10 protein-coding genes are annotated in these 12,775 nt (G+C 66.2%); 8 read left to right on the top strand and 2 right to left on the bottom strand.

All coding sequences use genetic code 11. The features are described 5' to 3' along the window. Positions 1-12: 12 nt before the first annotated feature. Positions 13-216, bottom strand: coding sequence for a 50S ribosomal protein L35 (rpmI, locus tag DI605_RS01285; RefSeq protein ID WP_293968134.1), 204 nt, complete (start codon positions 214-216; stop codon positions 13-15). A gap of 153 nt (positions 217-369) precedes the next feature. Here rpmI and DI605_RS01280 point away from each other — a divergent pair, with 153 nt between their 5' ends. Then, positions 370-2,493, top strand: a complete 2,124-nt coding sequence (locus DI605_RS01280) for an AsmA family protein (RefSeq protein WP_293968131.1) — start codon at positions 370-372, stop codon at positions 2,491-2,493. A 157-nt stretch (positions 2,494-2,650) separates the two neighbouring features. Here the strand turns inward: DI605_RS01280 and hisN are convergent, their stop codons facing one another. Continuing rightward, a complete protein-coding gene (hisN, locus tag DI605_RS01275) occupies positions 2,651-3,418 on the bottom strand; it encodes a histidinol-phosphatase (RefSeq protein ID WP_293968128.1) in 768 nt (255 codons plus the stop codon). 128 nt (positions 3,419-3,546) lie between these two features. Between hisN and DI605_RS01270 the strand changes: the two genes are divergently transcribed. The 7 genes from DI605_RS01270 (at position 3,547) to nirD (ending at position 12,774) form a co-directional block, all read left to right on the top strand. Then, complete coding sequence (locus DI605_RS01270) at positions 3,547-5,073, top strand: DUF389 domain-containing protein (RefSeq protein WP_293968125.1); 1,527 nt, start codon at positions 3,547-3,549, stop codon at positions 5,071-5,073. Between the two features lie 95 nt (positions 5,074-5,168). After that, positions 5,169-5,750 carry an ANTAR domain-containing response regulator gene (locus tag DI605_RS01265; RefSeq protein ID WP_293968122.1) on the top strand — a complete coding sequence of 194 codons (582 nt, stop codon included), beginning with the start codon at positions 5,169-5,171 and terminating at the stop codon, positions 5,748-5,750. Then, entirely contained in the window at positions 5,747-6,949 is a 1,203-nt protein-coding gene (locus DI605_RS01260; protein ID WP_293968119.1) for a CmpA/NrtA family ABC transporter substrate-binding protein, read from the top strand. Before DI605_RS01265 ends, DI605_RS01260 begins: the two co-directional genes overlap by 4 nt. Positions 6,950-7,164: 215 nt before the next feature. After that, positions 7,165-8,415 (top strand): NarK/NasA family nitrate transporter, encoded by a 1,251-nt coding sequence (locus DI605_RS01255; protein WP_293968116.1) that lies wholly within the window; start codon positions 7,165-7,167, stop codon positions 8,413-8,415. An 88-nt stretch (positions 8,416-8,503) separates the two neighbouring features. Further along, complete coding sequence (locus tag DI605_RS01250; RefSeq protein WP_293968114.1) at positions 8,504-9,712, top strand: hypothetical protein; 1,209 nt, start codon at positions 8,504-8,506, stop codon at positions 9,710-9,712. A gap of 228 nt (positions 9,713-9,940) precedes the next feature. After that, a complete protein-coding gene (gene nirB / locus DI605_RS01245; RefSeq protein WP_293968111.1) occupies positions 9,941-12,442 on the top strand; it encodes a nitrite reductase large subunit NirB in 2,502 nt (833 codons plus the stop codon). A gap of 5 nt (positions 12,443-12,447) precedes the next feature. Continuing rightward, positions 12,448-12,774, top strand: coding sequence for a nitrite reductase small subunit NirD (nirD, locus tag DI605_RS01240; protein ID WP_293968108.1), 327 nt, complete (start codon positions 12,448-12,450; stop codon positions 12,772-12,774). The last annotated feature ends 1 nt before the right edge of the window (position 12,775 follow it).

The following is a 12,775-nucleotide window of genomic DNA, read 5'->3' as shown; positions in this document are numbered from 1 at the left end:
CCCGCTAACTCCTTACTTGAGGCCGTAGGGCGCCCAGCGCTTCACCGTCGCCGTATCGGCGTCGGAAAGCACGGAAGTGCCGCGGTTCTGGCGGATATATTTCGCATTGTGGCTGATCAGCCGGTGGCGCTTGCCGGCGACGCCGTGCTTCAACAGACCGGTCGCAGTCATCTTGAAGCGCTTCTTGACGCCGCTCTTCGTCTTCAGCTTGGGCATTTTCGTCTCCTTTTCGAGGCGATCAGGAACGGCCACGGCAGCCCACACTAGCCGGGCAGTTCTCGCGATAATCGCTTGGAAGCGCGCGCCTATAGGGAAGTCGCCGGAGATTCGCAACCGGAACCGAGCGTCGCCCCGAAGGGTTGGGCGCAGATGGTCGATTTGTCCAACCATCCGTCCCTGAAGGGCGATCGCGGCGGCGCTTCGGGGCGCCGCGATCCGGCGGCCACTGCGATCGCGACGGGCGTTTCGCTGGTCGCCACGCTCTTCGGCCTGCTGTTTCTCGCCTGGCTGGTGCTGTTCGTCACCAAGGGCCGCTTCCTCAAGCACACGTTCGAACGTGTCGCCAGCCGCATGGCGGAACGCGACATCAAGGTGGCGGGCGACTTCAACTTCTATTTCGATCCGATCGACGTGAAGTTCCTGGCCGAGGGGCTGACGGTTGCCAATCCGTCATGGGCTTCCAGGCCCAATCTTTTCGCCTCGAAGCTGATCGATACGCGGATCGAGACGATTCCGCTGATCTTCGGACGCCGCAATGTGGAATGGCTGAGCCTCATCGACGGCGCGGTCTGGCTGGAATGGGACAAGGCGCACAAGCGCAACAGCTGGACGTTCGGCGATCCGGACAAGCCGGGCGAACCTTTCGAAATGCCGCTGATCCGCAGGGCGGCCGTGACGGGCACCGCCGTCCATTATGGCGATCCGGCGATGCGGCTGTTCGCGGACGTGCGTTTCCAGGCGATCAGCGCGCGCGACACGCGCTTCGCCAGCAACATCCGGTTTGCCGGGGAGGGCACTGCGCGGGGCATCCCCTTCACGCTCACCGGCAGCCAGACGTCGCCCAACGAGGTGATGGCCGGCGGCCGCAACCAGTTCGAGCTTCATGCCCGCGCGGCGCGATCCAGCCTGGACGTTTCCGGCACGCTGCCGGGCGCCACGCAGATCGAAGGCGCGGATCTCGCCGTGCAGGTGCGCGGCCAGAATCTGCGCAACCTCTTCGATCTCGCCGGAATCGCCGTTCCCGATACGCGCGCCTATCGCCTGCGATCGCACCTCACCAAGCGCGGCCGCGATTATGAATTCACGCGCATCGCCGGCAGCTACGGCAGCAGTGATATCGGCGGCGCCATGACGGTCACGGTGCCGCGCGCCGGGACGGCGGATCGCCTGTTTCTGAAGGCCGATCTCGCCAGCCGGCGCGTCGACATGATCGATATCGGGCCGTTCATCGGCTATAACCCCGATGCGCTCGCCACCAGCGGCGCCACCGCCGCCGTGAAGCAGGACGCCGCCTATCCGCGCATCCTGCCCGATGCGCCGCTGCGCGTGGACGCCATCAAGGCGTTTGACGCCAAGGTGACCTATAAGGTGGCCGATATCCGCCAGCCTTTCGTGCCGATCACGAATATCCTGCTCGGCCTCGATCTCGATCATTCGCTGATGAAGCTCAGCCCGCTCAATTTCGATATGGCGGGCGGCCATGTCGACAGCGATATCGCGATCAATGCGCGCGAACCCGCGATCGTCACCGATTATGATATCCGCATGTCGCCCACGCCGATGGGCAAATTGCTCGCGCGCTTCGGCGTCGACAATGGCGGCACGACGGGCACGATCAAGGCGCGCGTGAAGATGACGGGCACTGGCAATACGGTGCGCGATTCGCTGGCGAGCTCCAACGGCCGCATCGCCGTGATCCTGCCGCGCGGCACCTTCTGGACCAGCTATACCCAGCTTTCCGAATTCGATGTCGGCACATTCGTGCAGAAGATGTTCGAAAAGAAGCTGAAGGAACCGGTGCAGATCAATTGCGGCCTGATCGGCTTCACGGTGCGCGATGGCATTGCGGCGGCCGATCCGGTGCTGATCGATACCAGCAAGAATGTGATGACGGCCAAGGGCGGATTCAGCTTCCGCGACGAATCGATGAGCCTGTCCTTCCGGGCGGATGCCAAGAAGTTCAGCCTGTTCTCCGGCCAGTCCCCGGTGGGCATAGGCGGCCACTTTGCGGCGCCAGCGATCCAGATCGTCACGCCGCAATTGCTGGCACGGGGCGGTGCCAGCGTGGCGCTGGGCGTTGCGGCGAGCCCGCTGGCGGCGATCCTCGCCTTCGTGGATCCGGGCGATGCGAAGGCGGCGGCGTGCGGGCCGGTGCTGGCGGGTGCCAGCGCGGCCGCGCAGCGCACCGACAAGGGCGATCCGCGCAAGGACGTCGGCAAGGGCAAGAGTGCCGACTGGAAGGCCCAGCACGACAAGAAGCCGATAAAGCTTTGAGAGAAGGCCAGAAAATGCGCGGAAAAGCGGGTTCTTGAAGGCGTGCCGGCCCGCGCATCATCAAGCTTCCCGGCGGCGGCTTTTCTATGGAAGGCCGGGCAGGGGAGCGCCCCGGCGCCGCTTTATGCCACCTCACGCTGGAAGAGGCGCGGGTCGATCAGGAGGTGAGGGCCGTGATCGCCTCCTCGATCAGCGCGGGATCGCCCGCCGCGATCACCCGGCCGTCGCTCTCGCGGCCGAGCGACTGTCCCGCCCAGTCGGTCATGCGGCCGCCCGCGCCCTCGACCACGGGCACCAGTGCCGCGAAATCATAGAGCTTCAGATTGGCCTCCACGACCAGATCGATATGGCCCGACGCGACAAGCCCGTAATTGTGGCAATCGCCACCCCAGATCGTGTCGCGCACCTGGCCGCGCAGCCGATCGAATCCCGGCTGGTCCGCTTCGGGAAACAGATAAGGTCCCGTAGTGCCCAGATGCGCCCTGGCCAGCGCGGCGCAGGCACGGGTGGCGGCAGGCGCGCCGTTGAAGGTGGTGGGCCGGCCGGCGGCGCCGATCCAGCGCTCGCGCGCGATCGGCTGATCGATCAGGCCCAGGAGCGGCCGATCCTCTTCCAGCAGGGCGATCAGCGTACCGAAGAGGGGGCGTCCGGCCAGAAAGGCGCGCGTGCCGTCGATCGGATCGATCACCCAGATGCGGGCGGCCTCCTCACGCGCGACGCCATATTCCTCGCCGATGATGCCATCCTGCGGGCGTTCGGCTTCCAGAATGGCGCGGATCGCGGCCTCCGCGGCGCGATCCGCCTGCGTGACCGGGGAGGCATCCGGCTTGGTCTCGATCTCGAAACGCGCGCGGAAGAAGGGGCGGATCGCCGCGCCGGCCGCATCGGCCAGCCGCTCGATCAGAAGGATGTCGGCATCGGTCATCGCGCCGGTCTAGCGTCTGGAACGCGCTCCTCCTAGCCGCGCCGGCATCGTCCGATCGGCCCGCATACGTTGCCGGGAGGCGCCGAACCGACCTAGGGATGGGGCAGCGCAACGTCAGGGAGCATGTTTTGATCGGTTCGGAAGGGCAGGAGGAGCGGAGCAAGATCGCGCGCTGGTGGCGGATGATGGTGGTCGGCGGGGTCGATCATGATCGGGTGCTGCGCCAGATCGCGGAGGATTCGGGCTGGTCGGGCCGCTATGCCTTCCTGATCGTGATTTCGGGCGCGATTTCCCTGCTCGGTCTGCTCATGCCCTCCGTAGCGGTGTTGATCGGGGCCATGCTGCTCTCTCCGTTGATGATGCCGATCATCGGTCTGGGCTTCGGCATCGCGACGCTGGATTTCCATGAGATGCGGCGCACCGCGACGGCGCTGTGCGCGGGGGCCGCGATCGCCATCGCCCAGACGGTGGTCTTCGTGTCGATCTCGCCGTTGCAGACCATCACCAGTGAAATTGCGGGGCGCACCCAGCCGACCCTGTTCGATCTGCTCGTTGCCCTGCTGTCCGCGATCGCCGGCGGCTATGCGCTGATTCGCGGGCGCGGCGGCACGGTGGTGGGCGTGGCCATCGCCATCGCCCTGATGCCGCCGCTCGTCGTCGTCGGCTTCGGCATCGCGACCGCGAACTGGACGGTCTTTTCGGGCTCTCTGCTCCTGTTCCTCACCAACGCCGTCACCATCGCGCTCACGGCGGCGCTGGTGGCGCGCGTTTATGGTTTCGGCAGCCATCTTTCGCCCGCTCATACCGGCTGGCAGCTTGTGCTGTTCGTCGTGGCGCTGGGCCTGCTTTCCATCCCGCTCGGCACCACGCTGCGCCGGATCGCGTTCGAGGCGGTCGCCCAGCGCCAGGTGCGCGATGCCGTGCGCGCGCCCTTCCCGGATGGATCCCGCCTCAGCCAGATGGATATCGATCATTCCGCCGATCCGATGCGGATCCGCGCCGTGATTCTCACGCCCCGGCTCGATCCCACGGCCGATCGGCGGATCGCGGCCGATCTGCGGCGCAGGCTGGCACGGCCCGTGGATGTGCATGTCGATCAGCTGCGCATTTCGCTGGATGCGGGTGCTGCCGAAGCCGCCCAGATCGCGCGCGCGACGGAAAATGCCCGCGATGCCGTGGCCGGCGCCCGCGATCGCGCCGTCGGCGATCTGGCGCTGATCGCGGGCGTCGATCCGGGAACCGTTCAGGTGGATATGGCGGCGCACCGGCTGGCGGCGACGGCATCCGCCCTGCCCGGCCTTGGCCTCGCCGGCTATCGCGCGCTGGAAATGCGGGCCGGTCGATCGCTCTCCGGCTGGTCGGTGGCCCTGAGCCCGCCGGCGGACGCCGCTCTGCCGTCGATTTCGATCGATCAGGGCGTGATCGACAGCGTCGCGCTGGATCTCGCGGCCTGGGCTTCGGCCCGGCAGCAGAGGATCGTTTCGGTCGAGGGCGGCCTGCTTGCGCAAAGGCGCGCCGTCGCGGCGGGAATCGTGGCGCGCGGTGGCCGGGCCGAGGCGGGGGATTCGCGCGGTGGCCTGCGGCTGGCCTGGGCCGAAGTGGCGACGGACGAGTCACGCGGAACGACCGCCCTCTCCCGACCGATAGCAAAATAGGGCGATGCGGCCGTTTCTCGCCGAGTGGGAGGAGCGTTCGAAGGTTTGACGATAGCCATCGCCTGCATGATATGTTGCACCTGCGAAGGTGGTGGATGCGGATCGTCATAATCGATGACAGCGGGGCACGGGCGTCGGTCCTTGAGGAAGGGCTGCGCGATGCGGGCTATGAGGACATCCACCTCGTTTCGGCGCGTGGCGCTTTCGTGGCGCGGCTGGAACGGCTGTCCCCCGATGTGGTGCTGATGGACCTCGGCAATCCCAGCCGCGACGCGCTGGAGGAGATGCTGCTGGTGAGCCGGGCGCTGGCGCGGCCGATCGCGATGTTCGTCGATCAATCGGACGATGCCATGATCGGGGCGGCTATCGATGCCGGGGTTTCGGCTTATGTGGTGGATGGATTGCGCAAGGATCGGGTGAAGCCGATCATCGATCTGGCCGTGCGCCGCTTCAACGCCTTCGCGCGGATGCGCAGCGAACTGGATGAGGCGCGGACGCAACTGGCGGACCGCAAGGTGATCGATCGCGCCAAATCGATCCTGATGGCGAGCCGGAACCTGAGCGAACCCGAAGCCTATGCGCTCCTGCGCACATCGGCGATGAACCAGGGAAAGAAGATGGCCGATGTCGCCACCGCGTTGATCACCGCGCACGATCTGCTGGGAGGGGGCGCATGATCCCCGTACGCGCCGCCTTCCTGGGGCTGACGGACGCGGCCGTTCTGGTCGCCGCGCGCGAGCGGGGCTTTGCCGAGGCGGAGGGCGTGGATCTCACGCTGATCCGCGATACGAGCTGGGCGACGTTGCGCGACAGGCTCGTCTACGGTCACGTCCAGGCCGCGCACATGCTGGCGCCGCTGGCCGTGGCGGTGACGCTGGGGCTGAGCCAGCAACCGGCGGAGCTGGCGGCGCCCTACAAGCTGAGCGTCAACGGCAATCTCGTCGTCATGTCGACCGACTTTGCCGCCGCGCTGGATCAGGATCTGGGCGCACGACTGGAGGATCCGCTGGCGACGGCGCATGATTTCGCCGCCGCGATCGGGCTGCATCGGCGCAAGCCCGTGATCGGCGTCGTCCATCGCCATTCCAGCCACGCGCTGATGCTGCGCTACTGGCTGGCGAGCGCCGGGGTCGATCCCGATCGCGATGTGGTGCTGCGCGTGCTGCCTCCTTCGCTGATGGTGGAAGCGATGGCGCTGGGGGAAACGGATGGCTTCTGCGCGGGCGAACCTTGGGGCAGCGCCGCGATCGAGGCGGGGCTGGCCGAAGCGGTGGCCGTGGGCGAGCGGATCTGGCGGCGCGGCGTGGAAAAGACGCTGACCTTCCGGCGCGACTGGATGGAGCGCAATCCCGATACGGTCGATCGGCTGTTGCGCGCGACCGCGCATGCCGCCGCCTGGTGCGACGATCCGGCCAATCGCGAGGCGCTGGTTTCGCTCCTCGGCCGGAGCGACATCGTGGACCAGCCGGCCGAGCTGATCGCCCGCGCGCTTTCGGGAAGCATCCTGCCCCGCCGGGGGGCGCCGCCCGTTCCGATCCGGGATTTCATCCTGTTCTCGCGCGAAGCGACGGGCTTTCCGTGGCGGAGCCAGGCGCTTTGGATCTATTCGCAATTCGTGCGCTGGAAGATGATCGAGCCGAGCGGGGAGCGCGAGGCGGCGGCCGGCGCGGTCTTCCGGCCGGATATTTATCGCCGTGCGCTGGCGGGCACGGACCTGCCGATGCCGGGGGCGAGCAGCAAGGTGGAGGGAGCGCTCGAATCGGCCCAGAGCGTGACGACCGTGCGCGGGGCGCTCACCCTGGGGCCGGACCGCTTCTTCGATGGACGCATCTTCGATCCCGACGATATCGCCAAGTATCTCTCTCAACTTCCATGATATTCGGCGCGCCGATTTTTTGCTTGCCAAAATGGGATAGTTCACGGATTTTTATAGGCAAGCACGCGGTGTCGCGCGCTGCATCGGGATAGCGCCCAGCGCCGGGCCGCCTCTCCCACCTAATCGAACCAGCAAAGCCGCTGTCCGCAGCCTGCATCGCAGGCCGCCGGATCGCGGCTTTTTTTCGTTTCACGCACATTTTTTGGGGGGACATCATGGCCACGGCTGCATGGGATCGCTCGGTGAGCGACGCGAATGAAGGCAAGGCTGGCGGCTTCTGGCAGGCGGGGCACAAGCCCACGTTGATCGCCGCCTTTCTCTATTTCGATCTGGCCTTCATGGTCTGGGTTCTGCTTGGCCCGCTTGGGCCGGAAATCGCCAAGACGCTGCATCTCTCCGCTGCCCAGAAAGGCCTGATGGTGGCAACGCCCACGCTGGCCGGCGCGATCCTGCGCGTCGTGAATGGCCTGCTGGTGGATCGCATCGGCCCGAAGCGCTCGGGCGCGATCAGCCAGGTCATCGTGATCGTGGGTCTCGCCTTTGCTTACTTCACCGGCGTCTCCAGTTTCGCCGGCACGCTGGCGCTGGGCGTGATCCTCGGTTTTGCCGGGGCAAGCTTCGCGATCGCGCTGCCGCTCGCCAGTCGCTGGTATCCGGCGGAGCATCAGGGCAAGGCGATGGGGATCGCCGGAATGGGCAATTCGGGCACGGTGCTCGCCTCGCTCTTCGCGCCGATGCTGGCAAAGCTGTTCGGCTGGAATGCCGTGCTGGGCCTTGCCTGCATCCCGCTCGCGATCGTGCTGGTGCTCTACCTTGTCATGGCGAAGGATGCGCCGAACGCGCCCGCACCGCGCCGGATCAAGGATTATGCGGAACTGCTGAAGACCGCCGATGCGTGGTGGTTCATGGCTTTCTACAGCGTCACCTTCGGCGGGTTCGTCGGTCTGGCCGCATCACTGCCCATCTACTTCACCGATCAATTCGGGCTGACGACGATCATGGCCGGCTATTGCACGGCGGCCTGCGTATTCGCCGGTTCGCTGATCCGTCCGATCGGCGGCGCGGTGGGCGACCAGATCGGCGGCGTGAAGACGCTCGCCATCGCTTATGTGATCGCCGCCCTCGCCCTGATCGGGGTCAGCAGCGCATCCACGGTGGCGATGGCGCTGGGCCTGTTCGTCGTGGCGATGCTGGCACTGGGCGCGGGCAATGGCGCGGTTTTCCAGCTCGTGCCGCAGCGCTTCGCCAGCGACATCGGCATCATGACCGGGCTGGTCGGCATGGCAGGCGGCATCGGCGGCTTCTACCTCGCCTCCTCGCTCGGCTTCGCCAAGCAACTGACCGGCAGCTTCCAATATGGCTTCCTGATCTTCGCGGGCCTTGCCTGCGCGGCATTGATCGGCCTGAACCTCGTCAAGCATCGCTGGCGGCGGACGTGGGGCGCGACGATTTCCGCCAGGATCTGAATTCGAGGGGCCGGGGAAGGATGCTCGTTCCTCCCCGGTCCACGAGGCCAGCCTCCCGGGGGGCGGGCGGCCTGCCAAAGGGGGACATATGCGCAATCTCATGATGACGGCGGCCTGCGCGGCCGTCGCGGGGCCGGCCTGCGCCGCGCCCATCACGCTGAAGCCGATCGCCGAGCTTCGTTTTCGTTATGAAAATGTCGATCAGGAGGGCCTCGCCCACACATCCGGAGACGATTTCTCGATCCGCGGGCGGCTGGGCCTCTCGGGCACGAGCGGGAGGATTTCCGCCATCGTGATCGGGCAGGGCGCGGTCTCTCCGGCCGGAGATGCCTATGATGGGCTGAACGGCCTCGCCAATCGTCCGCTGGTGGCCGATCCGGACAATATCGCGCTCTATGTCGCCCAGATCCAGTACAGGGCGCCGGGCGTGACGGTGACGGCGGGCCGCCAGCGCATCGTGCTGGATGACGAGCGTTTCGTCGGAAATGTCGCCTTCCGCGACAATGCCCAGACCTTCGATGCCGTGCGGGCGGAGGCGACGCCGATCAGGGGCCTGAAGGCGGACGTGAGCTATGTGTGGGGCGTTCGCACGATCTGGGGTTTTCAGGGAACCGGCGCGCGGCAGCAGGCCGTATCCGGCGATACCGTCCTCGCCAACCTTTCCTATGTGACCAGCCTCGGCACGCTGACGGGCTTCGGCTATTGGATCGATCAGGACGAGGCCGCCGTGCAGGGCTTTCGCCTGTCCAGCAAGACGGTCGGCGCGCGTTTCGCGGGCAGTCACGCTTTTTCGAAGACGGCGAAGCTCAGCTATCAATTGAGCTACGCGCACCAGACGGATTTTCACAACAATCCGAACGCTTATGCGGCCGATTATTATCTGGCGGACGCGATGCTTGAATGGCGGATGCTCCGGATCGGCGCCGGATATGAAGTGCTGGGCGCCGACAGGGGCGTGGCGCTGACCAGCTTCCAGACTCCACTGGGCACCAATTTCAAATTCCAGGGATGGGCCGACAAATTCCTGACGACCCCGCCGAATGGCGTGCGCGATCTTTATGGAAGCGCGGGCTATGGCTGGAAGAAAGCGGGGCCTTTTGCCGGCGTGCTCGCGCAGATCGTCTATCACGATTTTCGCAGCGATCGGCTGGATCAGCATTATGGAACCGAATGGGATGTGATCCTGTCCGGCAAGATCGGCAAGACGACCCTTTCCGTGCGCTATGCGGATTATGATGCCCGGCGCTTTGCTGCGGATACGCGCAAGATCTGGCTTCAGGCGGACTGGGCGTTTTGATGATCGGGATCGATCGGGACGCTTGCAAAAGCGGCCGATTCGGGGCATTGCTGGGGGGTGAGGGCAACGATGCCCGAGCCCCCATAATTCCGGCGATCCGAGGAAGGCTCGATCCGGAATGCGTCGCTCCGGCCCCGGCCGGCTTACGATGAATGGCAAGGCCGCCATCCAGACCACGGTTCATCCCGTGGTCCGGATGGCGGCCTTTTTCGTTTCTGGAGCTTGGACATGGACTTTCAGGAATTCGACCGGCCCGAAGACACTGCTCTGACCGAAGCGGTGACGATCCCCGACCGCGCGCGCCTGATCGTGATCGGGAACGGCATGGCCGGGTGCCGTGCCGTGGAAGAACTGCTGGCCCGCGATGCCGGCCGCTATCGCGTCACGATCTTCGGGGCCGAGCCACATGTGAACTACAACCGGATCATGCTCTCGCCGGTGCTGGCCGGAGAGAAGACGTTCGAGGAGATCGTCATCAACGGGCATGGCTGGTATGCCGATAATGAGATCGATCTGGTTACCGGGGATCCGGTGATCGCGATCGATCGCGATGCGAAGACGGTGACGGCCCAATCCGGCCGGATCGCGCATTATGACAAGCTGCTGATCGCCACCGGATCCGATCCGTTCATCATCCCCGTGCCGGGCAAGGATTTGCCGGGCGTGATCAGCTTCCGCGACATGAAGGATGTCGATGCGATGCTGGCGGCCGCCGGAAAGGGCGGCGACGCGGTCGTGATCGGCGGCGGCCTGCTCGGGCTGGAGGCGGCGCACGGCCTTACCCTGCGGGGCATGAAGGTGACGGTCATTCACCTGATGCCGACGCTGATGGAACGACAGCTGGACGAGGCGGCGGGCTGGCTGCTCAAGACGGCGCTGGAAGCCCGCGGCCAGACGATCCTGACCGGCGCGGATACGGCGGAAATCTTCGGCGACGGCAAGGTGCAGGGTGTGCGCCTGAAGGATGGTCGCGAAATCCCGGCAAGCCTGGTCGTCATGGCGGTTGGTATCCGTCCGTCCACGGCGCTGGCCCGCGCCGCCGGCCTGGAGGTCAATCGCGGCATCCGCGTCGACGATCATATGGTGACGTCCGATCCGGACGTGCTCGCCGTCGGCGAATGCGTCGAGCATGACGGCAACGTCTATGGCCTCGTGGCCCCCCTGTGGGAGATGTGCCGCAGCCTGGCCGACGGTCTGGTCATGCGGCCAAGCGGCTATCGCGGCTCGGTCACCTCGACGAAGCTGAAGGTCGCGGGCCTCGATGTCTTTTCGGCGGGCGATTTTTCGGGTGGCCCGGGCGCGGAGGATATCGTGCTGCGCGATGCCGCGCGCGGCATCTACAAGCGTGTCGTGCTGCGCGACGATCGCGTGATCGGCGCGGTGCTTTATGGCGATACCGTCGACGGCAGCTGGTATTTCGATCTGCTGAAGAAGGGCGAGAGCGTCGCCGACATTCGCGACGTGCTGATCTATGGCCAGGCCTTCGCCTCCGGGGGTGGGCTGGCGGACCCTAAGGCGGCCGTTGCGGCGCTCTCGGACGATGCCGAGATTTGCGGCTGCAACGGCGTCAGCAAGGGGCAGGTCGTGGCTTCCATCGCGGGCGGCGCATGCAGCCTGGATGCGGTGCGCTCCACCTGCAAGGCTTCGGCCAGCTGCGGATCGTGCACCGGCCTGGTCGAGACGCTGCTGGCGCTGACGCTGGGTGACGGCGTCCAGTCCGGCCCGAAGACGATGTGCAAATGCACGAGCTTCGGCCACGATGATGTCCGCCGCGAGATCGTGGCGCAGGACATGCGCTCCATCCCCGAGGTGATGCAGAAGCTGCACTGGTCGACGCCCGACGGCTGCTCCTCCTGCCGGCCCGCGCTCAATTACTATCTGCTGTGCGCGCTGCCCGGCGATTATGTCGACGATCAGCAGAGCCGCTTCGTCAACGAGCGGCTGCATGCGAACATCCAGAAGGACGGTACCTACTCGGTCGTGCCGCGCATGTGGGGCGGGCTGACCAATCCCCGCGAACTGCGCGCCATCGCCGATGTCGTCGAGAAATATGATGCACCGATGGTGAAGGTGACGGGCGGCCAGCGCCTCGACATCTTCGGTATCAGGAAGGAGGATCTGCCCGCCGTCTGGGCCGATCTCAACGCCGCCGGCATGGTTTCCGGGCACGCTTATGGCAAGGCGCTGCGCACCGTGAAGACCTGCGTCGGCTCCGAATGGTGCCGCTTCGGCACGCAGGACTCCACCGGGCTCGGCGTGAAGCTGGAACGCGGCTTCTGGGGCAGCTGGATGCCCCACAAGTTCAAGATGGCGGTTTCCGGCTGTCCGCGAAACTGCGCCGAGGCGACGATCAAGGACTTCGGCATCGTCTGCGTGGATTCGGGCTATGAGCTTCATGTCGGCGGCAATGGCGGAATCCATGTCCGCGCGACCGACCTGCTGGCGAAGGTCACGACCGAAGAGGAGGCGATCCATCATGCCGCCGCCTTCGTGCAGCTGTATCGCGAACAGGCCCGCTATCTGGAGCGCACCGCCCCCTGGATCGAGCGCGTCGGCCTCGATCATGTGAAGCGGCATGTGGTGGAGGATGAAGCGGGCCGGGACGCGCTGGCCGCGCGCTTCTGGCATTCGCAATCCTTTTCCCAGGACGATCCCTGGGCGGAGCGGGCCTCGGGCGACCGCGCCGATCTCCACCAGCCGCTTTCCCCCGCTTTTGCGTTCGCGGAGTGACGCGCATGACAGACTGGATCGATATCGCGGCTTTCTCCGATATTCCCCTGCGCGGCAGCCGCACGCTGGACTGGGGCGGAACGCCGGTTGCCATCTTCCGCACGCATGACGATGAGGTGTTCGCGCTGGTGGATCGCTGCCCTCACAAGGGCGGCCCGTTGAGCCAGGGCATCGTCCATGGCCATGCCGTCGCCTGCCCGCTGCACAACGTCCGGATCGCGCTGGCGACCGGGGCGGCGATCGGCGACGACAGCGGCTGCACGCCGACCGTGCCCGTCCGCAGGGATGGCGATCGCGTGCTGATCGCGATGCCGGTCCGGGCTGCGGCCTGAG

The sequence above is a fragment of the Sphingomonas sp. genome, from assembly GCF_003248515.1.
In the GTDB taxonomy this organism is placed as follows: domain Bacteria; phylum Pseudomonadota; class Alphaproteobacteria; order Sphingomonadales; family Sphingomonadaceae; genus Sphingomonas_I.
Note: the sequence above shows the minus strand (reverse complement) of the source record. Positions and strands in the feature narration are given on the sequence as shown.

Bases quoted from the DNA above. Each gene is read 5' to 3' on its own strand.
- rpmI (WP_293968134.1), bottom strand. From the start codon at position 216: ATGCCCAAGCTGAAGACGAAGAGCGGCGTCAAGAAGCGCTTCAAGATG.
- DI605_RS01280 (WP_293968131.1), top strand. From the start codon at position 370: ATGGTCGATTTGTCCAACCATCCGTCCCTGAAGGGCGATCGCGGCGGC.
- hisN (WP_293968128.1), bottom strand. From the start codon at position 3,418: ATGACCGATGCCGACATCCTTCTGATCGAGCGGCTGGCCGATGCGGCC.
- DI605_RS01265 (WP_293968122.1), top strand. From the start codon at position 5,169: ATGCGGATCGTCATAATCGATGACAGCGGGGCACGGGCGTCGGTCCTT.
- DI605_RS01260 (WP_293968119.1), top strand. From the start codon at position 5,747: ATGATCCCCGTACGCGCCGCCTTCCTGGGGCTGACGGACGCGGCCGTT.
- DI605_RS01255 (WP_293968116.1), top strand. From the start codon at position 7,165: ATGGCCACGGCTGCATGGGATCGCTCGGTGAGCGACGCGAATGAAGGC.
- DI605_RS01250 (WP_293968114.1), top strand. From the start codon at position 8,504: ATGCGCAATCTCATGATGACGGCGGCCTGCGCGGCCGTCGCGGGGCCG.
- nirB (WP_293968111.1), top strand. From the start codon at position 9,941: ATGGACTTTCAGGAATTCGACCGGCCCGAAGACACTGCTCTGACCGAA.
- nirD (WP_293968108.1), top strand. From the start codon at position 12,448: ATGACAGACTGGATCGATATCGCGGCTTTCTCCGATATTCCCCTGCGC.